Genomic DNA, 22,950 nt, shown 5'->3' with positions numbered 1-22,950 from the left:
TCCTGCACAGGCTATCGGCCGGGCACAACGCTGCGCACCGCGATTCTCTCGCCTCGGACTTGCCGAGATATCACCGGTCCGCCGATGCTCTGCCAGGCAGGGGCAGGGATGTGGTCGTGGACGAGTCCCGTTCCCGGTGCGCCAGTAGCAGGCACCCTGCCGGTCGGCACTAAGGACGTTCGAAGACCTGGACCGCCTCGGCGGGGGGCTCCTCGGGTGCGGCGGCGGTGCGGCGACGCCCGTCACGCCGTAGCCAGGACGGGGCCCACCAACTGGCGTCGCCGAGTAGGCGCATGCTCGCGGGGACCAGCAGCATGCGCAGGACCGTCGCGTCGATGAACAGCGCCGCGACCATGCCGAAGGCGATGTACTGCATCATGACCAGATCCGACCACGCGAAGGCTCCGGTCACCACCAACAGGATCAGGGCTGCGGCGGTGATGATCCAGCCCGTGCGGGCGATGCCGACGCGGACCGCCTCGGTGGTCGTCGCGCCCGCCGCCCGCGCCTCCACGATGCGGGCGAGCAGGAATATCTCGTAATCGGTCGACAAGCCGTAGATCACGGCGACGATCAGTACCAGCACCAACGCCATGATCGGCTGCGGGGTGAACTCCAGCGGCCCCGCGCCGTGACCTTCGACGAAGATCCAGGTGAGGATGCCGAGCGTGGAACCGAGCCCGAGCAGATTCAGCACCGCGGCCTTGAGCGGCAGCACCAGTGAGCCGAAGGCCAGCACCATCAGCACGGTGGTGACGAGAAAGACGAGCACGATCATCAGCGGCATCCGGCTCAGCAGCGCCTCGACGCTGTCGCGCTGAATGGCGGGCTGCCCGCCGACCAGCACGGTCGTGCCCTTCGGCATGGGCATGGAGCGCAGATAGTCGATGGTCGCGTTCGCGTCGTGCGCATCACGCATCACGGTCGAGGTGGTGAAGACATTCGGATGCGCCGGTCCCTGCACCGCACGCGGAAACGGCGCGATGAGTCCGGGGGCCCGGCCGGCCTGCGCGACCACCGCGTCGATATCGGCGGTGTTGTGAGTGATCAGCACCAGGTCGACGGGATTGATCTGACGCAGGGGGAAGATTTGATCGAAGTGCTGCTGCGCCGTGCGCGCCGGATGCTGCGGGGGCAGGAAGCGCTCGGAGATCCCGCCGAAGGCCACGTCGCGCACCGGGGCGATCAGCACCACCAGGACGGCCACCACCGGAATCGCAACAGCCAGCGGCCTTCGCATGACCCACCCGGCGACGCGGCCCCACGGATTGTCCGGCTCGCGGTCGCTCGCCCGACGGGCGTGGAAGCGGTTGAAACCCAGCCGGTCCACGCGCCGGCCGAGCACGGCCAGCATGGCGGGTAGCAGCGTGATCGAGATCAGCGCCGCCAGCGAGACCGTCACCATCGCGCCGCAGGCGAACGAGCGCAAAAATCCCTGTGGGAACAGCAGAATGGCGCCCGCGGCTACGACCACGATGGTCGCGGAGAACACGACGGTCCGTCCGGCGGTCGCGACCGCGCGCCGTACCGCCTCGGGCACCTCGCGGCCGTCGGCCAGCTCCTCGCGGAACCGGCTCACGATGAACAGACCGTAGTCGATGGCCAAGCCGAGGCCGATCATCGAGACCACCGGCGAGACGAAGGAGTTCACTTCCATGACGGTGGTCAGGGCGCGAATGATCCCCCAGGCACCCAGCACGGTCAGCCCGCCGACGATGAGCGGGAGCGCGGCCGCCACAACGCCGCCGAACAAGAAGAACAACAGCACCGCCACGGCGGGAACGGCGAACAGCTCCATACGTCGCTGGTCGTGGGCCATGGTGTCGTTGAGTGCGGCCGCTACCGGCTGCCCGCCCGCGACCTCCATCTCGATGCCCGGTATGCGGAACCGGTCGGCGACCGTTCGGTAGTTGCGCATCACCTCCGTGTCGTCGTCGCCGCGAATGGCGATGGAGGCGAAGGCGTAGTCGCGGTCCTCGGAGCCGAAGATATCCGGTAGATCGAGCCCCGTGTCGGTCGGCCAGTAGGTGCCGTTGATCTTGGTGATCTGGCCCGGAAAACGTTGCGGCAGGCTGTTCAAGTGGCCGACGATCGTGGCGGCGAAGGCCGGATCATCGATCGTCTTGCCCGCGGGCGCGTGAAACAACAAGATCACATCGGCGATGTGATCGTGGCCGAACGCTTCGTCTCGGAGCCGAGCCGCGCGCGCCGATTCCGAAGTCGGATCGTCCCACCCGCTGACGCTGAGGTGATCGCCCAGCCCGAGGCCGTATACGCCGAGCGCGAGCAGTCCGGCGACGACGACCCCGATGACGGTGAATGGCCGCCGGACGAGCGTATCGGTCCAGCGCGTGAACTCGGCGAACAATGCCGCCTCCTAATCGATGACATCATAATTCGACGAGGCTCGCAAACAGTGAAAACGTAGCAATCTCAACAGATTTCATCGACGAAGGCGTCAGGATTTCGAGATGACACAAATCGGTCTTCGCGGGATTGTGAAGTCTCCCTGAGCTCGCGACGGCCGGTGGGGTGGCCGTTACGCTGAGGCGATCGCAACTGTGCACTGTGCACACCGCATTCGTGAATCGCCGTAGCAGAATGGCGTTCAACTAGATCCGACCCGGAGGATGTGCATGTCGGATATTGCAATTGTCGGCATCGGCTGTAGATTTGCGGGCGGAATCGATTCGCCCGATACCTTTTGGGAATTCGTCCTGGACAAACGCGACGGCGTGATCGAGATGCCCGCCGATCGCTGGGACTATCGCCGTTACTACGATCCGGAACCGCGCACGCCGGGGCGCAGCTACACCAAGCACGCGGCATTCATGACGACCGACCCGTGGGAGTTCGACCCGGATTTCTTCGGCATCTCCGCCCGCGAGGCGACCGTGCTGGATCCGCAGCAGCGCTTGATGCTCGAGGTGACCTGGGAGGCGCTCGACGACGCCGGGATCGCGCGCCACGCGGCGGGTGGGTCGATCGGCGTCTACGTCGGCGGGTTCGTGGTGGACCAGTCGGTGATCGGCGTGGTCGGCCCGGCCCTGTTCCACACCGACATGCACACCCCGGCCAGCGCGTCCTACACCATGCTGTCCAACCGGATCGCTTACGCGCTCAACCTGGTCGGCCCCGCTCTCACGGTCGACACCGCGTGCTCGTCGTCGCTGGTCGCCTTTCATCTCGCCTGTCAGGCGCTCGAGAACGACGACTGCGAGGTGGCGCTCGCCGGCGGCGTGAACGTGATGCTGCAGCCGGAGACCTTCGTCCTGATGTGCAAGGGCGGCTTCCTGGCCGCGGATGGCCGCTGCAAGTCCTTCGACGCATCGGCCGACGGTTACGGCCGTGGCGAGGGCGCGGGCATGGTGGCGCTGAAGAGACTCGACGACGCCGTACGCGACGGCGACCGGATCTACGCGGTGGTCAAGGCGACCGGCTCCAACCAGGACGGCCGCACCACGGCGATCACCGTGCCCAACGCCGAATCACAGGAAACCCTCGCCCGTTCGGTATGCGAGCGCGCGGGGCTCGCGCCGGACACGATCACCTATGTCGAGGCGCACGGCACCGGCACGCTGGTCGGTGATCCCGTGGAGTTGCGCGCACTGGGCCGTGTGTTCGGCGCGCCGGCGGGGCGCACGCGCTCGCTGGGCGTCGGCTCGGTGAAGTCGACACTCGGGCACACCGAGGCCGCGGCCGGTATCGCCAGCGTGATCAAGTCGGCGCTGGCGATCCACCATCGCACCATTCCGCCGCAGGGCTGGCTCGACAAACCCAATCCCGACATTCCGTTCGACGAGTTGGGATTGCACGTCCAACTCGAGGCGGAGACGCTGCCCGACGACGCCGAGCCGATGACGATCGCGGTCAACGGCTTCGGCTACGGCGGCACCAACGCCCACACCATCCTCCGGGAGTTCCGGCAGGTTCCCACCCAACCGGCCACGCCGCCCCGGCATTTCGGCATCCTGCCGATCTCGGCACGCAGCGGCGGCGCGGCACGCGCGCTCGCCGACCGGTTCGGCGACCTGATCACCGCGGGCGCCGACCCGGACCGGCTGGCCGAGGCCGCCTGGACGCGCATGGCGCACCATCAGTACCGCACGGGCATGCTCGTCGGCGACACCGCCGAGCTGGTCGGGGACCTGCGCCGGTTCGCGGCGGGAGAGGGCCGCGACGCCGCGCGGACGATCGTGGCGCGGACGGCCGAACCGGTGTTCGTGTTTTCCGGCATGGGCCCGCAGTGGTGGGGAATGGCGCGCGAACTACTCGGCGGCGAAGGCGTATTCACCGACGTGGCCGAGACGGTCGACGCGGAGTTCCGTTCGATCGCGGGCTGGTCGATCATCGAGGAGCTGCTGCGGCCCGAGGAAGAGTCCCGGGTCACCAGCACCGAGGTGGCGCAGCCGGCCAATTTCCTCGTGCAGGTGGCGTTGGCGCGTGAGCTGGCCGAGTACGGCATCCGGCCCGCGGCAGTGGTCGGGCACAGCGTCGGTGAGGTGTCGGCGGCCTACGTGAGCGGCGTGTTGTCGCTGCACGACGCGGTGCTGGTGGCTTATCACCGGGCCCGTTTGCAGGCGACGACCGCCGGATCGGGTGGCATGCTCGCGGTCGGGATGTCGCCCGAACAGGCCCGTGAACTCGTCGGCGACGACCCGCGGGTGGACGTCGCCGCCATCAACAGCGCGAGCTCGCTGACCTTGTCCGGCGACGTCGACCGCCTGGACGAATTCGCCGAAAAGCTCACCGAGGACGGCATTTTTGCACGCCGGCTACGCGTCGAGGTGCCGTATCACAGCCGGTTGATGGACCCGATCCTCGACGAGCTGCGCGAGGCGCTGGCCGAGCTGAAGCCGATGACGCCGACCGTGCCGCTGTACTCCTCGGTCACCGGCGAGCCGGTTGCGGGCCCCGACTGGGACGCCGAGTACTGGTGCGCGAACGTGCGACAGCCCGTCCGGTTCGCCGACGCGGTCACGAAACTGATCGGCGCGGACAGCCGCGTCTTCCTGGAGGTCGGCCCGCACCCGGTGCTGTCGGGCAACATCCGGGAGACGCTGCTGGGCGCGGACGTCAACGGCACGACGGTGGCGACACTGGATCGTAAGCAACCGGATTCGGTGAGCATCCGCCGCACCCTCATCGGGCTCTACGGCGCGGGCGTGCTCGATCTCGACGAGCTGTTCCCGGCGCATTCCGCCACCCCGCACGTGCCGCTGCCGCGCTATCCGTGGCAGCGCACGCGGCTTCACTCGGCGCTGCCGCTGTTCGAGCAAGCGCGGTTGGGTACCCCCGGCGCCTACACCATGCTCGGCGATCCCGACGTCGAGGGCAGGCCGGACTGGCTGCTACAGGTCGGCACCGAGCTGCTGCCGTGGCTGGCCGACCATGTCGTCAACGGCGTCAAGATCATGCCGGGCGCGGCCTACCTGGATGCCGCGCTGAGCGCCACGGCCACCCGCTTGGGTGTCGAACGCGTTGCGCTGGAACAGGTTCGGTTCGTGGCCCCGCTGATCATGGCCGCGCCGGACGTGCCGCTGGTGGCGCTGACCATCGAGGAGGCCAGCGGCCGCTTCATGATCCGATCGCGATCGGCGACGGGGACGGCGTGGACGGTGCACGCGTTCGGCCGCACGCTGACCGGCAGTTACAAGCCTACGAAGGTCACGGTGCCCACCCTGGACGTCGGTCTCGACATCGACCCGCAGATGTTCTACAGCGGCCTGGCCGCGGCGGGGCTGCAGTACGGTCCGGCCTTCCGCCGCGTCACCTCCGTGCGCGTGGGCGCGGAGGCGGTGGTGGCCACCGTCGACGGCACCATCGCCGCGGACGCCGGACACCTCGCCCATCCCGCGGTGGTCGACGCCGCGATGCAGTCGGCGGCCCTGCTGTTCGCCGACGCCCGGATCGATGTGGGCACGCTGGTGCCGGTCGGTGTCGCGGCGGTACGGCTGGTCGCACCGCTGCCCGAGCGGATCACCGTCGTCGCGCGTCGTGATCCCCGCGCCCGGCTGCGCGCCGATGTGGATCTGCTCGACGGCGAACACAACCTCGTGATGCGGTTGAGCGGCCTGCAGATCGGTGCGCTCGCGCCGGGCCAGGATCCGCTGCACCGGATGGTCGACTTCTACTACGCCGAGACGTTGGAACAGCGCGATCCCATCGATCCCGCGACCCTGCCGCAGGATTCGGTGACCACCGTGATCGTCGCGCTGGGCGGTAACTGCCGCCGTGCGGGGCAACTGGCCGCCGCGCTGCCGGGCTCTCGGCTGTACGTAGCCGCGGTGGCGGGCCGTGCACTCGCCTCCGATCTGGCCGCGACACTGGCGGCCGCCAAGGCGGAGGGCGCCGACCGGCTGCACGTCTGCGTGGTCGCGGGAACCGTCGAGGACGATGTCGCCGACCTGTGGGCCCTGGAGCGGATCGCGGTCGCCCTCGACGAGTTCGTCCACCCCGACACCACCGAACAGGGGCCCGAGAGCGTCTTCGGTGAGGGGTGGTGCCATGCCACCTTGGTGACCGAGCGGGCGTTCGCGTTGCCGGACAGTCCGGTCCCGCCGGACTCGAGTCATGCCGCGCTGGCCGGTGCGCGCCGGGTGCTGCTCAACGAGCAGTCGGCGCTGCGCTGGCGGCTGATCGACGCGGAACCCGACACCCAGATCGCCGATCTGATCGCGGAACTGGCCGTGCCGGGCGCGTTCTGGAACGACAATCTCGACGAGGTCGTGCTGCGCGCGGGCAAGCGCTGGGTCCCGCTGGTGATCAAACCGCTGCAAGAGCGCCTCGACGCCCTCGACACCGCCGAACCGCTCACCGACCCGGAAGCCAACTTCACGCTGGAGCTGCCCCGGACACGCCTGCTGTCGGCGTTGGCGTGGCGGCGATGCCCGCGCCCCGAACCCGGACCGGGCCAGGTCGAGGTGCGGATGAAGATCATCGGCCTCAACTACAAGGATCCGCTCAAAGTCATCGGCCTGCTCGGCGAGCGTGAGCTCGCGCCCACCTATTTCGGCACTGTGCCGGGGATGGAGGGCGTCGGTGAGGTGGTGCGCGTGGGCGATGGGATCACCGACCTCGCGGCGGGCGATCTGGTCGCGGTCGCCGCCAAAGGCATGATGCAGCGCTACGTCGTCGTCGACCGGCAGCTGACGATCCCGCTGCCCGCCGACGCCGATCCCGCCTACTGCACCAGCACCATCGCCTTCGGCACGGCCGAGTACGCGCTGCTGGATCTGGCCCGGCTGGAACCGGGCGAGACGGTGCTGATCCACGGGGCCGCGGGCGGCGTCGGCACGGCCGCGATCCAGGTGGCCAAGGATCGCGGGGCGCGCATCATCGGCACCGCGAGTACGGACGAGCGCCGCGCCCACGTGCTCGCTCTCGGCGCCGATCACGCGATCGACTCGCGTTCGCTCAACTTCGTCGACGACGTAATGGAGCTGACCGGCGGCAAAGGTGTGGAGGTCGTGCTCAGCAGCGCGCCGGGCGAGATCTTGCGCCAGAACTTCAACGCGGTAGCGGAATTCGGCCGCATCGTCGAGGTGGGCAAGGCCGACATCTACACCGGTGGCCTGCTCGAGCTGGCCAACTTCGACAAGAACCTGGCGTACTTCTCCATGGATTTGGACCGCCTGGTCGCCGTCGACGCGCAGCGGCTGGCCAAGCTGCTGCAGCGGGTCTACGAGAAGGTGCTCGCGGGCACCTACCAGCCGCTGCCCTACCGGCTGTTCGAGACCGACGAGGTGGGCAGGGCCTTCGAGGAGACCATCCGCTCGACCGGGCTGGCGCGGATCGCGCTGCGCATGGATTCGTCCACGGCCGCGGTGCGGCCGTACCTGCCGGAGATCGAGATAGACAGCGCCGCGAGCTATCTCGTGACCGGCGGATTCGGTGGGTTCGGGATGGCCATCGGGCGCTGGCTGGTGCTGCGCGGGGCGCGGCGGGTGGTGCTGCTCGGCCGCGGCGGCGCGAGCACAGCGGAGGCGCGCAGGCAGCTCGAGGCGTGGCGGACCATCGGTGTCGACGTGGTCGAGGAGCGTGCCGATGTGACCGACCCGGAGGCCGTCGCCGCGATCGTGGCGCGGTCCCACAGTTCGGAGCACCCGCTGCGCGGGGTGTTCCACGCGGCGGGCTCGGTGGCCGACAACCGCTTGGCGGCAATGTCGTTCGAGGAGCTGGCCACGGTCTACCGACCGAAGGTGCACGGCGCTCGGGTACTGCACCAGGCCGTGGCCGAGGCCGGGATCCGGCTGGACATGTTCGTGTTGTGCTCCTCGGGCGGTTCGATGTACGGCATCTACGGCCAGTACAACTACTGCGCGGCCAACGTGGCGGTGGAGTCGCTGGCCGAGGAATGGTCCCGGGCGGGCGAGCGGGCGCTGTGCGTCGGCTGGGGTCATCTGTCGGGCGCGACCGGTGGCATGGCCGCCGACGAGACGGCCCTCAAGTATCTTGATCTGGTTGGCTTCGATCCGATCGACATGGCCGACGCCACCGCGTACCTGGAGCAGACCCTGCGCCTGGGGGTGGCCCGGGCGGCGATCATTCCGACCGACTGGGCCAAGCTGACCGGCACCTTCCCGCAGCTGACCCGCACCGGCCGCACGAGCGCGCTCGCGCAGGCCTCCGCCAAGGACACCTCCGAACTGGCCCGGCTGCGAGCCGAGGTGGCCGCGATCGAGGACAGCAAGCGCGGGGCCTTCGTCGCCCGCAAGATGGCCGAGGAACTGGCTGTCGTCATGGGTGTGCCCGTCGAGTCCATCGACATGACCGTTCCGGTGCCCGAACTCGGGCTGGATTCGCTGATGGCGGTGGAGCTCGGGGCGCGGGTCACCAAGACCCTCGGTATCGACCTGATGTCGCTGCAGATGGGCCGGTCGTTCAGCCTGGAGCAGGCCGGCCCGAAGGTGGCGGAGCTGATCCTGGCCGCGGATACCGGTCAGGCGCAGTCGGCGCCGGACCCGGCCACGCCGATGTCCGAGCCGACGGCTTCGAACGGTCTCGCGGCCGAACCGGTTCTGGCGATGGCATCGGCCGAGGCCAGGCCGTGACCACCCACCGTCGTCGAATCGAGGTATCCCCGTGGTCGGTTTCGGGCTGATCGATGAATGGGAGCCGGGGCCCGGCCGGCTGGTCAGCTGGGCGGCGTCACCGGAGTCGGTGGCGCGCGCCCGGCGGGCGCCGGTTCACCCGGCCCCGCCCTCGCACCAGCAGGAGCAGTATCTCCGGCTCGCCGACCGGCACGCGGAGGCGGATTTCCGGTACTCGGGCCTGTGCCTGGTGACCGCGGAGATCCCGACCGGCGATCTCGACTTGGACGCGATGACGCGGGCGGTCAACGCGTTCCTGTTGCGCCACGACACCTTCCGGACCTGGTTCCGGGTTGACTCCGCGGGTGCGATCGAGCGTCATCTCGTACCCGCGGAGGACGTCGAGTTCGTGCCGGTCGATTACGGCCGCGTCGACGAGGCGCGGGCCATCCGCGATCATGTCCAGAAGACGACGCCAGGGCCCTTCGACTGGGACTGCTTCACCTTCGGGGCGATCGAGCGCGAGGATTCGACCACGGTCTACCTGGCGGTCGATCATCTGCACACCGACGGATTCGGCCAGTATCTGTCCGGATTCGACCTCGCACTGCTGTATCTGCGGGAGGTGTGGGAAGACGTCGGCCTGCTGGCCCCCGCGGCCAGCTATCTCGACTACTGCATCGCCGAGCGGGAGTACACGGGCCGGATGACGCTCGCCTCGCCAGGCGTGCGCAAGTGGCTGGAGCTCATCCGCGGCAACGACGGCGAACTACCCTCGTTCCCCTTGGATCTGGGCAGGCGCACCGATGTGTACAACCGCAGCGCCCACCGCACGGTCACCCTGTTCGACGAGCACACCGCGCTGCGATTCGAGCGGGTCTGCCGCGACAACGGCGCGGAATTCGTCGGTGGCATCTTCGCCGCGGCGGCGCTGGCCGAGCGTGAGCTCATCGGTGCCGACTACTACTTCGGCATGACGCCCGTCAGCACCCGCAGCACCGCCGCGGAACGCGCGTCGGTCGGCTGGTACGTGACGCTGCTGCCGGTGACCTTTCCGATCGGCGCCACCACCACCTTCGCGCGCGCCGCGACCATCGCGCAGCACGCCTACGAGAACGGACTACGGCTGGCCCCCACCTCGTTCCAGCGCGTGGTGGAACTGCTGCCCGCGGACTCCGATCTCGACCTGAAACCGGGCTGGTCCACGCCGATGATCTCGTACGTGGACGCCAGGGAGCTGCTCGGCAACGAGTTGTTCGACCTCGCGTCGTGCGGGCTGTACGCCAATCGCGCCGCCTCCGAGCAGGTGCTGATCTGGATCAACCGGCTGGCGTCGGAAACCACGCTGAGCGTCATCTATCCGGACACACCGGTGGCGCACGGCTCCGTCGAACGCTATGTGGCCACGCTGCGAGCGGTGTTCACGGCGGCGGCCGCGGACACCCACTAGAGGAGGATTGGTGGACAACGCTTTTCGTGACCCGGGAATCCCGGACGGAGAGAAGTCCGTCTACACCGTCACCATCGCCGATCGGCCGTCGAAGCTCGACGTGGTCAGCGTGGTCGCCCATGACGGCGACGGTTACCGCTCGACGCTCGAGGCGGGCCTGGGACACGGGATTTTCGCGATGACCATCGAGCAGCGGTTCCAGCGCTCCGGCGATCGGCTGCAGGCCGAGCACTACCGCGCCGAGACTCGCTCGGGCACAACGGTGGTCTCACGTGAGGAGGCCAACTTCCTCGATACCGTCCACCTTCGATTCGGCGGCGGGATCGCACCCTTTCCCGCCAACGTGATGCCGCTGGCCGCTGGCCTGACGCTGCTGCGTGGCCTGGACTTCACCGAGGGCGCCGAGGAGTGCGTGGATCTGTGGCTGGCCTTCTCGGTGCACGTTCCGCTCGGGGCCAAGGTGGAGCAGCGCACCGTCGTCGAGGTTCCGGCCGGGCGCGTCAGCAGCTGGCAGGTCCGGCTGCGGCCGCGGTTGTCCGGACTGAACACCATGGTGGAGAAGGTGGTCGGCGGGTTCCTGCCGCCCGCGGTGGCGCACTTCGAGACGGCTGCGCCGCACCGGCTGGTCCGGCTCGGCTTCCCGACCGGGCCGATGCCGTGGGATCCGCGTGGAGTGATGGAACTGGTCGCTTAGGCCGGTCGGCTCAGCGGCCCCGTGCGGTCCCACGCCGTCGTGGTCCCGGGCCCGAGTACCGCCGGTAGCACACCGGCGAAGCCCCGTTCCCTGACCCGGAGGGTAGGTGGACACACAGGGCCACGCCGGTCGGCAGAGCCGGTCAGCGCGTGGCCGACGCGCGTTCTCGGATCCGGTCGACGGTGGCCGCAACGACGCGGCGGCGGCGCGGGGACCACCAGTTGGCCGGGCCCATCAGCTGCACCAGGGCCGGTACCAGGAGCATCCGGACCAGAGTGGCGTCCACGACGAGCGCGATGATCATGCCGAGGCCGAGGAAACGCATGGGGGTGAGCGGCGACAGGGTGAACGCGCCGGTGACGATCACCAGGAGAGTGGCCGCCGCGGTGATCACTCGCGCGGTCTTGACCGTGCCCGCGCGTACCGCCGCCGCGGTGTCGGCGCCCGCCTCGTGCGCTTCGACCATGCGTGAGAGCAGGAACACCTCGTAGTCGGTGGAGAGCCCGAAGACGACCGCGATGATCAGTACCAGCATGCCCGCGGTGATCGGGCCGGTGCTCACGCCGAGCAGGCCTGACAGATGCCCGCCGCAGAAGATCCAGGTGAGCACGCCGAACGTGGCGGCGAGGCTCAGGAACGCGAGAACCACGGCCTTGAGCGGCAGTACGATCGAGCGGAACGCGACGGACAGCAGCACCACCGTCGCGGTGACCATGACGAGGATCATCCAGGGCATGGCCGCGACGATGGAGCGCACGCTGTCCACGGTGGCCGCGGTGTCGCCGCCGATCCACAAGACGGTGCCGTCCGGTGGAGTCAGGCCGCGCATGCCGCGCACCGTGGCAGTGGCAGCTTCGGTGCGGTCGGTGTAGCGCAGGAACGCGTGGAAGACGACGAAGTCCTCGGCGCGACCCACTTGAACGACCTGCCGCACCCCGTCGACCTCGCCGAGCGCCGCCGCGGCCGCGTCGACGGCGGCCGACTGCGGCGGCCCGTCTGTGCCGTGCAGCACGGCGGTTACGCCGCTACCTGCCGCGGGGAACTGCGCGGTGAGTTCTTCGACGGTGACGCGCATGGGATTGCCCGGGGGCAACGCCCGATGGTCTATGTCGCCCAGCCGCAGACCGGCCAGCGGCGCCGCGAAGACCAGCAGGACGGCGCCGACCACCACGGTCACCAGACCCGGCCGCCGCAGCACCCGATCGACCAGGCCGCCCCAGAACCGGTCGCTGCGTTCGATCGCCCGCGCGGTGCCGATACGCGCGCCGAACAGGGCCAGCAATGCGGGCAGCACGGTGAGCGAGATCCCGGCGGCCAGCGCCACCGCGGTGATCGCGCCGATGCCGAGCGACCGCAACACCGCCTGCGGGAAGACGAACGTCCCGGCGAACGCGCAGACCAGCAGCAGCGCCGAGAACGCGACGGTACGGCCGGCGGTCGCGTAGGTGCGTGCGATCGCGGACCGCACCTCGTGCCCGTCGGCGACTTCCTCACGGAACCGGGTCACCAGGAACAGCCCGTAGTCGATGGCCATTCCGAGGCCGAGCAGTGAGGCGATGTTCATCGCGAACGTGCTCACTTCGGTGAGCTCCGCGAGCACCCGGATGGCGCCCATCGCGCCGAGCACCGTCAAGCCGCCGACCACCACCGGGAAGGACGCGGCGATGAGCCCGCCGAAGACCAGCACCAGAATGAGCAGCGTCAGCGGCAGGGAGACCGATTCCGCCCGCAGGAGATCGTGCTGGGACTGCGCGTTGATCTCGGTGGAGATGGCGCTGTAGCCGGACAGGTCGGTCGGCACACCCGGCACCCGGAGCTGCGGCTCGATCGCCGGGTACGCGCTGACTCGCCGGTTGGCGTCACCGGCGAGGTACACCACGGCGAGTGCGTGCCGGTTGTCCGCCGAACGCAGGAATTGCTTGCGGGCGATTCCGGCGTTCCAATAGGTTTCGATCGGCCGTTGCAGCATCGCCGCGTCGATCCGTGCGAGCGATTCCTGCACACGAGGCCCGATGTCGTCGAGGGTCTGGCCCTCCGGCGCGGTGTATCGCACGACCACGTCGGGATTCTGCGGTCCGAAGTGGTCGCTCACGAGCCGATCCACGTGCGCGGACTCGCTGCCGGGATCGATGAACCCGGCCGCCGTGACCTTCTCGGACGCTCCGATCCCCAGCAGGCCGGACAGCAGCATCACGCCGGTCACGATGGCCAGCACCGCTTTCGGCCGCGCGAGGACGATCCGGGCGAGCGCGTTCATCGCACGGCCGTATCGTGCGGCGCGAGGTCGGCTTCCAGCCGCGCGGTGATCTTGTCCAGCAGCGCCTCCAGCCGCGGCTCGATGCCCGCGCCGTTGCGGCAGGAGACGGTCAGCTCCAGTTTCCCGCGCGCCTGGACCATGGCGAACAGCAGCGGCATCGCGCCGCTGTGCTGCGGCAGCGCCCGCATGGTGGTCGGCGTCCAGCCGGGGACGGCCATCTCGTCGAGATCGACCGCGCCCATGTGGGAGACGGTGGCCGACACCATGTTCCGGTTCAGCCGTGCCCCGAGCCAGTTGCTGCCGCGCAGTATCCCGCGGATCACAGCGGCCGGGAACATCGACAGCTTGCCGTTGTCCAACTCGTTCAGTTCCCGTTTCTCCCGCAGCCCGGTACGCATCCGCGCGCTGATCGTCTCCCAGCTCTCGCCGGGGGAGACGTCGAGGAACAGCGGCAGCGCCAGGTTCGCGGTGGAGCGCAGCGCGGGATCGTGCCTGCGCAGATCGACCGGGATCATGAAGCGCGATCTCGCGCCGGATTCGGCGGCCAGGACCGCCGCGACCCGTGCGGGGATGCCCTTCCCGGAAGCCTCGATGGTGCGGTGGCGCAGCAGCCAGCGCGGGCCCGCCGGATTCTGGCGGCCGCGGCCGGTCGGCGCCGGGAACCTCGGCAGGACCAAAGTCGGTTTGCCCGGCGCGCCGATCCGGGCCACCAACTCGGCGTCGGCGATCGGGTCGGCCGCGCCGAGGGGCGGATGCCCGCGCAAGGCGCGGAATACGTCGTCCACCCACATCCGCAAACCCATGCCGTCCATCACGCCGTGGAAGGCGCGGAACAGGACGGTGGTCTGCGCGCCGGTGAGCAGCAGCACCTCGGTGGTCCGCTCCGGCGTGGGACCGATCGGGCTGTCGAGCACCGCGTCGTGCTCCAAGGCGTCGTAGTTCAGCGACCATCCCGGCACGACGCGCACGCTCGCGCCCAGACCGCTGTCCACCCAGTCGCCGCCGTCGCGGACCAGGCGGGCGCCGGGTGTGGCCGCCGAGGCCACGTCGACGGCCCGCTGCAGCGCGGCCGGGTCCAGGCTGCCGTCGCCGTGGACGGCGAGGTGCATGACGAACGGTGGGGTCACCCTCCGCGTGGAGAAATAGAGGTGTTCGGTGGGAGTGATCTTCCGACGGAAGACAGAGGCGTTGCTCATGCTGATCTCCGGGGCCGATGTGGTGTTCAGCGCACATTCCGGGTGAGTTCGACCGCCCCGCCCTGGGTTTCCAGCCAGGCGAGGAAGGCGGTCAGTCCGCTGTCGCGGTCCACGACCGGCCGATAGCCGAAATCGCGCGCGGCGGCGGTGGTGTCATATGTGGCGCTGCGGGTCAAGAGGGCGACCGTGTAGCGCGACAGCGGTGGTGACCAGCGGGTCGCGATGGCCGGAATACGCCAGATCGTCTCGATGACGCGCACCGCCGCGTTGATCACCCGCGGGTGGGGTCTCCTGGTCGGCGGCTGGTATCCCAGCCGGGTGGCCACCTCGCCGAGGAATCCCCAGACGTCGGTCTTCTCGGCGTCGGCGACGAAGTACGCTTTGCCGCCGACCGCGTCCGAAGCGGCCGCCTTCACACAGGCGTCGACGACGTTGTCCACGTGGCACAGCGAGGCGTACACGGTGCGACCGAAGGACAGATCCGGCAGCGTCCCCGCTCCGGTCCGGCCGAGCAGCCGCACGATGGGACCGGTCCGGTCGCCCGCGCCCCAGATCGCGCGCGGGCGCAGGGCGCAGGTGCGGAACCCTTCGGTGTCGGCGGCCAGTACCGCGCGCTCCGCCGCGGCTTTGGTCTCGGCATACAGGTTCAGGTAGCGCCGCGGGTACGGCACCGATTCGTCGACGTCGAGCTGGTCGCTGCCGTAGTAGTCCATCATCGCGCTCGGGCTGGAGATGAACACGAATCGCGCCGTCCCGCCGCGCCGGGCCGCCTCGAGCAGTCGCTCGGTGGCCCGGACGTTCTCGTTCCAGAACTGTTGCCGGGTGCCGCGCTCGTCCACGCGGGCCGCGCTGTGGAACACGATGTCGACCCCGCGGGTCGCTTGCTCGAGCGAAGCGGGATCGGTCAGGTCGCCGTAGACGAGCTGGACCTTGTCGACGTCGGCGCCGAGGTCGTTCAGGTTGCTGGTGCGGCGCACCAGGATCGAGACGTCGTGCTCACCGTCGCGCATCAGCCTGCGCACGAGTGCGCCGCCCAGAAATCCGGACGCGCCGGTCACCAGGACTTTGCTCATTGCCCCTCCTCCTTGCCGGGTTGGGTTCGCCACCAGGTCAGGCCGAAGATCTGTGTCAGGACCGCCGTCGCGAACCGGCTGCGGCCGGAGCCCTCGGCGGCGCGAAGGGCCACCGGAATCTGCGCCGCGTGCACGACGACGCTGAGGAAAGCGTCGATCCACCAGACGGTGCGCAGGATCCGGTTGTCCGGGATACGGTCGGTCGCCGCGGCGAGCACGCCCCCGGCCAGATACAGCCACCCGAGTACGGGAATCGCTCGTATTACTGTCGTTTTCGTCATCAGTCGTCCGTTCCGAGCTGCCGGGCCGCCCACACCGTGAGCTGCTCGCGCCCGATCTTGGCGTTGTGCCGGATGTCGACGGGGAAGGACGGGTGGACCAAGAAGTCGGCGATCGTCCTGGTGAGGTCGAACCGCGCCCCGTGGGCCCGCAGCGCGACTTCGACGAGGTCGGTGTCCGCGCCGGGCTTCGGTTCGACGCAGAGCACCGGTCGCTGCGCTCCACGCGCCCCGATCCCGACCAGCGCCGTGCGGGCCACGCCCGCGACGGTGTTGAAGATCTGCTCCACCTGGACGGTGAACATGGGTCCGTGCGCCGTCACCACGCGCTGGCTCTTGCGTCCGCAGAACCAGATCCGCCCTTGGTCATCGATCCACGCGAGATCGCCGGTGCGGTGCCAGATCCGGTCGCCGTCGACGATCTTGCCCAGGGTGTTCGCCTGCTCCGGCCAGTGGTAGCTGGTGCTGACGTTCGGCCCGGCGACCACGAGTTCGCCGATCCCGCCGGTGTTCTCCAGCTCGCCGGCGAGTTCCTCGGCCCGCGCCCACGTCGGTATGGCGTCGTCGGTGATGGCGACGATGCGCGCCCGCACCTGGTGGGAGGGCCTGCCGATGCATGTTCCCGCGCCGCGGTGTGCCCGTTCCACCAATCCGTTCAGCAGTTCCCGGGACTCGATGGTGGACATCGGCAGCGCCTCGGTGGATCCGTACCCCGCGACGATCTTCGCGTCCTCATGGAGTACCGCACGCAGTCCGGCGATGCACCAGTCCGGCACCGGCGCACCGCCGGAGTAGACGCTGTCCAGCGACTGCAGTGCGGCCGGGTGGGCGCGCAGATACTCCAGCAACGGGATCAGCACGGCGGGGGAGGCGAACATGGTTCGCACCCCGAACCTCTCGATCGCGTCGACGACGTGCGCGGGATCGGTCGCGCCCACCTTGCTCGGGATCAGCGGCGGCAGCACGCATCGCGAGCCGAGCAGCAGATCCAGCACGCCGACCAGCGGAAGGGTGATCAGCGAGGCCTCCGGCGCGACCTCCGCCCGCGCCAGGTGCACCTGCTCCACCATCGCGGCCAGGTTGCCGTGCGTCAGCCGCACGGCCTTGGCCGGGCCGGTGCTGCCGGTGGTGAACGCGATGAGCAGCAGGTCGTCCTCGGCGGCCGGGCGTACCCCGGTGACCGCGCCGGTGGGGGTGCGGCCCCAGTCCCGCAGCGACTCGCCGCGCCAGAACCAGCGCCTGCCGACCGTGACCGTGGTGCGGACGGTGCGGAAGCCGTGCCGGAACAGCACGCGCAGCGCGTGCGCCTGCGGGATGCCGATGAACGCCTCGGCGTCCACGGCGCGCAGGCAGCGCAGCATCTTCCGCACGCCCATGCCCGGGTCGATCACGACCGCCACCGCTCCGAGTTTGAGCAGGCCGAACATGATCGCGTACAGCTCCGGGCTCGGCAGCACCAGCACGATGGTGCGGGTCCCGGTGCCGACACCCGACGCGGCGAGCCGCTGGGCGATGGTGTCCGACCACGCGTCCAGCTCGCCATAGGTCAGGTGCCGGTAGGCCGGCAGGCCATCGAGGTCGATCCCATCCGCGTAGCGCACGGCCACACGGGTGGGGTCGGTGCGGACGACCGCACGAAACCGATCGATGGCCTGCCAGTAGGTTCCCGTTGTCACGCAGGCGCCCCGGCGAAGACGGGCAACCGGTAGAGCACCGCCGCCGCCGCCGGACCCGCGCCCGCCGCGACGAACAGCACTTGGCGGTACTCGGCGAGCCCGTCGTCCACGATCGCCGAGTCGTAGGCCGCGGTGAGCGCGGCCGTGTGCGGGTCGCCGTCACGCAGATCCGGTAGGCGGACCGATCGCTGGTCGATGCCGAGGGCGGCGGCCAGCTTCTTCGGGAACTCCGGGCTCGGCGTCGACGCGATCAGCGCGATCTCGCTCAGCGAGGCGTGGTCCGATTCGGCGAGCGCTCGGCGCGCGGCGCCGAGAGCCACCTCGAGTAGGCGGTCCTCGAAGCCGGGCTCCCGCTCCACGGTGATCAGGCTGCGGCCGCGGTCGCCCATCGTCGAAATGTCGAGATAGCCCTCGACCGCCGGCGTGCCCTCACCCTTCACGGTGTGCACCGTGCCGAAGCCGTCCGGTTCGTCGGTGCGCTCCAGCAGCAGCGCCGCGCCGCAGGTGGAGTACGGGAACTCGTCGTCGGCGACCGAGCGGGTCATCGACGGATGGGTGTCGCCGGACACGATCAGCACGTGCTCGGCGCTACCGGTCTCCAGGACCGAGGTGGCGACCTGGATCGCGTTGACGACACCGATCGCCCCGTTCATCAGATCGAACGAGAAGGTCCTCGGGTCGTCTTTGGCGTATTCCAGGCCGATCCCGGCCGCCTTCTGGATCAGCGCCGACACCGCGGGTTCGACGGTATTCGAATCGCGGAAGATGCCCGCGTTGATCAGTAGGCCGACCTGATCGGAACGAATTCCGGCGCGCTCCAGACTCTGCCTGGCAGCGCGGGTGGTGTGCTCGACGATGCTGTAGGTGTCGTCGGATCGGCTGATGCCGGTGGACTTGATGCGCACGCTCATGACTGACCTCAGACCTTCAGCGACGAGATGGTGGTGGACACGAACCCGGTGACGATGCCGGAGGCCGCGGGCACCAGCAGCAACTTCGATCCCGCGGGGAGGTTCTGCTGGCTGAGCTGATCGTGCAGGACGATGAAATGCGAAGTGGTGGAAGTGTTTCCGTACTTCTCGATGACCCGCAGATCCGGCGGCATCGGGCTACCGAACTCCCGTTCGGCGATGGCGTTCATCCACGGAATGGCGGCGGCGCCGAACTGGTGGTGGATGACGTAGTCGAACTTCTCGTCGGCGAAGGTCTTGCCCCGCGCCTCGAGGAATTTACGCTGAGTATTGGTGCCGAGCAGGAAGCGGTCCTCATTGTGCATCCGGCGGTTGTCGGTGTACATCGCGACGCCCTGGGATTTGTCGCTCGGCATGCCGAGGCACAGGTGCGCGTACTCCGCGGCGGTCATCATCTCGATGTAATGGATAACGTCGTTTTCATCGACGGCCTCGTCCAAAACGATCGCGCATCCGGAGTCGCCGACGGTCAACGCCGCAAACTGCGGATCGTATTTCTCGGAAATCTCGCGGACCGCGGTGTCGGCAATTTCGGTAATCGCCTCGCCGCTGACAACGAGTCCGTTCCGGACGGCGCCGGATCGGATCATCCGGTCCAGGATGTAAGTACCGGTGAGCATTCCGGCGCAGGCATTGGAAATGTCGAACACAATGGCGTTCTTAGCGCCGATAAGACGGCTGATCGACATGGCGAACGAGGGCTCCATATACATGCGGGTGGCATGCTTGCCGCGCGAGATCGAGGTGGAGATGATCACGTCGATGTCCTCTGGACCGTGCTGTGACCTGGACAGACAGTCCTCGACAGCCTTCATCGCCAGAGTGAAGGAGTCTTCGTAACTTTGCGGTCGAGTATCGCGCACCCGGCGTTCACGAACGCCGGTGATTTTCTCCAGATCGAACGAAGGGGGTTCCTTCATCCGGGACAGCAGCTCCTCGGTGGTAACGACAGTCGAGGGCAGATAGGCGCCGATGGATTCGAAGCGAGAATGGGGAGACACGAGCGCTCCTGAAATCGTTGACATATACGGTTCCGGATCGACTCTGATCGTCGGTGCATTGAACACTACCCGACAGTAACAACAAATGGCTATATCCCGCGCCAGCCATGTCTCTGAGACGGGAATCACTCGCGCGGGTATCTGTTTCGTGAGGTATCACTAACCGGTGACACCCTGGCTATGGCGTTCGCAGTATTGCGATGTGAGTGGCCGTTTCGGTTTGTCGCGGGTTTTCGGGTCCGAAGCGCGGCCGGCCGCCTCGGGTGGGTCGATGCATCGCTTTCGGAATGGCAACTGATCGGCTATTGCCGAATGGTGGCAATTCGTGAGGTGGCGGTGGGTTGGGCCCCTCGATGGATGTGAGTGACCTCACTGCGAATCATGCAGGGCTGACCGGTCGGTATCGCGTCGGCGTGTGCCTCTCATGCGGACTGACCGAACAGTGTTGTGGTGGAAGCGAACTCGCGAGATTCGGTTGATCCGTACCCGCGCCGGCCGTTCGACCCGGGCATCGCGGTGGACCGAACTGCTCCGAAGGAGCTGGGCGGCTACCGATCCGAACCGTCGCTGGGCGCGGCTCGAGGGCGTGTCTAGGCCTCTGTGCTCAGCGAGGAGCGGGCCGTGGCGATCCGTTCGATGACGTCGGCGGCGTGCGCGTCGAAACGTTCCCGCGAGACAGGGATTTCACCGTCGAGCCAGGGGCGGTACAGATAGGCGAGCGCGCCGAAGATGGCGCTGGCGTTGAGCGCGTGGTCGTGCTCGTCGGGAATCGGCTCGGAGTAGTCGCCCGCGGTGATGACGAGCGCGATCGGCGCGGTGAACAGGCCGATCAATTCGTTGGCGCGCGGCATGAGCACCGGAGTGGCTTGCGATTCGATGAACATGATCCGGCCGCGGCGGCGGTCCTCCAGCAGATAGTCGGTGAAGATGCCGACCATGTGGCGGAACATCGAGTCGCGTTCGAGGGGTGCGTTGGGCAGTTCCTCGAGCAACCGGTCACGCGCGCCGAGGACCACGGTGTCCAGCACGGTCATCAGCAGCGCGTCCAGGTTCGTGAAGCTCTCGTAGAAATAGCGCTCGGTCAGCCCGGCCTGCCGGCAGACGCCGCGCATGGACGCCTCGGCGGCGCCGACGGTCGCCATCAGTTCCGTGCACGCCTCGATCAACTGTTCCCGGCGCGTGGCGACGCGATCGGCGGGGGAGAGTCCGCGCCAGCGGCGCATGCCCGGTATCGATCCGTCGCCTTCGACCATGGCGCCATCCTCTCATAGCAACCGAACAGACATCATGTGATGTTGACAGCATGTGATGTCATCAATAGATTGCGAAGACACCGATCGAGGACGAGGGGTGCGAGATGGGCTCTGCCGTATATACCGACCAGGCACACGCCATCAACGCGCGGGCGGTGGAATTCGACTTCGCCACGGTGCCGATGCACTACATCCCCGGCGAGCCGATGGCCACCCACATCATCAACGTCATGCACCTGGTGCTCCCCGAAGGGGAGCGCGCGATGGCGCAGGCGCTGGCCGAGGCGCTACCCCTGATCGAGGACGAGCGGTTACGCGAGGAAGTCCGCGGGTTCATCGGACAGGAATCCATGCACGCCAGCTCGCACGAGAAGGCGCGCGAGCAGTTGGAGCGGCTCGGCTTGGAAGTCGGCCCGATGGTCGAGCGCGTGACCTGGCTGGTCGACCGGGTGCTCGGCGACCACGGGCTGACCGGACGGGCCAGACGAGAGTGGCTGTGCGAGCGGCTCGCGCTTTTCGCGGGCATGGAGCACTACACCGCGGTGATCGGGGAGTGGCTGCTGACCAACGACAAGCTGGAAGCCAAGGGCATGCACCCGGCGATGCTCGACCTGATCCGCTGGCACGGCGCCGAGGAAGTCGAGCACCGCAGCGTGGTCTACGACGCGTACATGCACCTCGACGGCGGATACGCTCGCAAGGCCCGGCAGGCGGTGCTGGCCAGCGCGGGATTGCTCACCTTGTTCGTCGTCTCCGGCGGCTATCTGTTCCATAAGGATCCGTCCGAACGCAAGGGCCGATTCTGGCCGCTGCAACTGGCGAGCGCGTCGGTCCGCGGTGTGGTGCCGAGCTTCACCACCTTCTTCACCGAGATCCCGCGCTATCTGCGGCCGGGATTCCATCCCTCCCAGCTCGGACCGATGGACAACGCGCTGCGTTACCTGGCGCAGTCGCCCGCGGCACGGGCGGCGGGCGCGTGACCGCGGTCGGCGAGCGGTTCCAGCCCGGGGCCGCGTTGCGGCTGATCGGCTCGGCGGCCGACGCCTACAAACGACTGTTCGTCGCGGGCGATGCCGCGCCGTTGCTTTCGCGTCCCAGTCCGGTCCGTCGCACCGGGTACGAATTCGAGGTGGTCGTCGACCGGATCGGGCAGGAGGCCGACGGCGTGGTGAGCTTGTGGCTGCGCCACCCCGACGGTGGTCCGCTGCCCGCTTGGACGCCGGGCGCGCATCTGGACGTCTTCCTGCCGTCGGGTCGCCAGCGGCAGTATTCGCTCACCAACGATCCGGCCGACCGCGGGTTCTACCGCATCGCGGTGCGCCTCATCGCCGACGGCGAGGGTGGGTCGGTGGAGATCCACCGGGATCTGCGAGTGGGCGACCGGTTGTGCGTGCGCGGTCCGCGCAACGCGTTCCCGTTCGTCGAGGCCCCGTGCTATCTGTTCGTGGCAGGCGGCATCGGCATCACGCCGATCCTGCCCATGGTCGCAGCGGCCGAGCGCGCCGCAGTGCCGTGGCGGCTGATGTACCTGGGTCGGACCAGGTCGCGCATGCCGTTCCTGTACGACTTGGCCCGCTACACCGGCGGCGACGTGGTGGTGCGTCCGGACGACGAATTCGGCCCGCCCGACGCGCGGATGATCTTCGAGCAGACCCCGCCCGGCGCCGCGGTCTACGTCTGCGGGCCGCCGCCGCTTGCCGAGGCCGCCCGGGCGGTTCTCGCACTGCACGATCCCACGGCCTCGCTGCACACCGAGCGGTTCTCGCCGCTGCCCGTGCGGGACGGGGAGTCGTTCCGGATCAGGCTGCACCGCAGTGGTTTCGACGTGGAGGTCGCCGCCGACGAGTCCGCGCTCAGCGCCATCCGCCGGGTGCTGCCCGGTCTGGCCTACTCCTGTCAGCAGGGATTCTGCGGCACCTGCAAGACCCGGGTGCTCGCCGGCGCGGTGGACCACCGCGACCGGTCGCTGCTCGAGTCCGAGCGCACGTGGGCGATGCTGACCTGCGTCTCCCGGGCGCGCGGCGGCGAACTCGAACTGGATCTGTGAGCTCAGCGGGCAACGGTGCGCG

The 22,950-nt window shown here is 68.7% G+C and carries 14 protein-coding genes; 5 read left to right on the top strand and 9 right to left on the bottom strand.

Annotation, left to right across the window (positions count from 1 at the left end; translation table 11 throughout):
- Nucleotides 1-169 precede the first annotated feature (169 nt).
- The gene (locus GVY39_RS18065; RefSeq protein WP_159925980.1) at nucleotides 170-2,368 is read right to left on the bottom strand and encodes an MMPL family transporter; all 2,199 of its coding nucleotides are present in this window, start codon (nucleotides 2,366-2,368) and stop codon (nucleotides 170-172) included.
- Nucleotides 2,369-2,636: 268 nt separating this feature from the next.
- On the opposite strand from GVY39_RS18065, the gene GVY39_RS18060 reads away from it, so the two are divergent.
- The 3 genes from GVY39_RS18060 to GVY39_RS18050 are packed head-to-tail and all read left to right on the top strand — an operon-like array spanning nucleotide 2,637 to nucleotide 11,176.
- The gene (locus tag GVY39_RS18060) at nucleotides 2,637-9,053 is read left to right on the top strand and encodes a type I polyketide synthase (RefSeq protein WP_159925978.1); all 6,417 of its coding nucleotides are present in this window, start codon (nucleotides 2,637-2,639) and stop codon (nucleotides 9,051-9,053) included.
- A 31-nt stretch (nucleotides 9,054-9,084) separates the two neighbouring features.
- Nucleotides 9,085-10,482 (top strand): condensation domain-containing protein, encoded by a 1,398-nt coding sequence (locus tag GVY39_RS18055; RefSeq protein WP_159925976.1) that lies wholly within the window; start codon nucleotides 9,085-9,087, stop codon nucleotides 10,480-10,482.
- Nucleotides 10,483-10,492: 10 nt separating this feature from the next.
- Nucleotides 10,493-11,176: a hypothetical protein gene (locus GVY39_RS18050; RefSeq protein WP_159925974.1), complete on the top strand. Its 684-nt coding sequence runs from the start codon at nucleotides 10,493-10,495 to the stop codon at nucleotides 11,174-11,176.
- A 142-nt stretch (nucleotides 11,177-11,318) separates the two neighbouring features.
- Here GVY39_RS18050 and GVY39_RS18045 read toward each other — a convergent pair whose 3' ends face one another.
- The 8 genes from GVY39_RS18045 to GVY39_RS18010 all read right to left on the bottom strand — a co-directional run bounded on the left by GVY39_RS18045 (nucleotide 11,319) and on the right by GVY39_RS18010 (nucleotide 20,881).
- Nucleotides 11,319-13,433: an MMPL family transporter gene (locus GVY39_RS18045; RefSeq protein ID WP_159925972.1), complete on the bottom strand. Its 2,115-nt coding sequence runs from the start codon at nucleotides 13,431-13,433 to the stop codon at nucleotides 11,319-11,321.
- Nucleotides 13,430-14,629 carry a peptide synthetase gene (locus GVY39_RS18040; RefSeq protein ID WP_159925970.1) on the bottom strand — a complete coding sequence of 400 codons (1,200 nt, stop codon included), beginning with the start codon at nucleotides 14,627-14,629 and terminating at the stop codon, nucleotides 13,430-13,432. Before GVY39_RS18040 ends, GVY39_RS18045 begins: the two co-directional genes overlap by 4 nt.
- Nucleotides 14,630-14,655: 26 nt before the next feature.
- Nucleotides 14,656-15,702: an NAD(P)-dependent oxidoreductase gene (locus GVY39_RS18035; RefSeq protein ID WP_159925968.1), complete on the bottom strand. Its 1,047-nt coding sequence runs from the start codon at nucleotides 15,700-15,702 to the stop codon at nucleotides 14,656-14,658.
- Nucleotides 15,699-15,983: a hypothetical protein gene (locus GVY39_RS18030; protein ID WP_223513770.1), complete on the bottom strand. Its 285-nt coding sequence runs from the start codon at nucleotides 15,981-15,983 to the stop codon at nucleotides 15,699-15,701. Before GVY39_RS18030 ends, GVY39_RS18035 begins: the two co-directional genes overlap by 4 nt.
- The gene (locus tag GVY39_RS18025) at nucleotides 15,983-17,656 is read right to left on the bottom strand and encodes a fatty acid CoA ligase family protein (protein WP_159925966.1); all 1,674 of its coding nucleotides are present in this window, start codon (nucleotides 17,654-17,656) and stop codon (nucleotides 15,983-15,985) included. Before GVY39_RS18025 ends, GVY39_RS18030 begins: the two co-directional genes overlap by 1 nt.
- Nucleotides 17,653-18,567 carry a hypothetical protein gene (locus GVY39_RS18020; RefSeq protein WP_159925964.1) on the bottom strand — a complete coding sequence of 305 codons (915 nt, stop codon included), beginning with the start codon at nucleotides 18,565-18,567 and terminating at the stop codon, nucleotides 17,653-17,655. The genes GVY39_RS18025 and GVY39_RS18020 overlap by 4 nt, the downstream gene beginning before the upstream one ends.
- 8 nt (nucleotides 18,568-18,575) lie before the next feature.
- Nucleotides 18,576-19,652: a 3-oxoacyl-ACP synthase III family protein gene (locus GVY39_RS18015; RefSeq protein ID WP_159926219.1), complete on the bottom strand. Its 1,077-nt coding sequence runs from the start codon at nucleotides 19,650-19,652 to the stop codon at nucleotides 18,576-18,578.
- A 566-nt stretch (nucleotides 19,653-20,218) separates the two neighbouring features.
- Nucleotides 20,219-20,881 carry a TetR/AcrR family transcriptional regulator gene (locus GVY39_RS18010; protein WP_159925962.1) on the bottom strand — a complete coding sequence of 221 codons (663 nt, stop codon included), beginning with the start codon at nucleotides 20,879-20,881 and terminating at the stop codon, nucleotides 20,219-20,221.
- A gap of 104 nt (nucleotides 20,882-20,985) precedes the next feature.
- Here GVY39_RS18010 and GVY39_RS18005 point away from each other — a divergent pair, with 104 nt between their 5' ends.
- The gene (locus GVY39_RS18005; protein WP_159925960.1) at nucleotides 20,986-21,861 is read left to right on the top strand and encodes a metal-dependent hydrolase; all 876 of its coding nucleotides are present in this window, start codon (nucleotides 20,986-20,988) and stop codon (nucleotides 21,859-21,861) included.
- Complete coding sequence (locus tag GVY39_RS18000) at nucleotides 21,858-22,928, top strand: PDR/VanB family oxidoreductase (RefSeq protein WP_159925958.1); 1,071 nt, start codon at nucleotides 21,858-21,860, stop codon at nucleotides 22,926-22,928. Before GVY39_RS18005 ends, GVY39_RS18000 begins: the two co-directional genes overlap by 4 nt.
- Nucleotides 22,929-22,950: the final 22 nt, after the last annotated feature.

Source organism: Nocardia sp. CY15 (genome assembly GCF_009829295.1).
Taxonomy (GTDB): domain Bacteria; phylum Actinomycetota; class Actinomycetes; order Mycobacteriales; family Mycobacteriaceae; genus Nocardia; species Nocardia sputi.
This window is presented reverse-complemented; position numbering and strand designations above follow the sequence as displayed.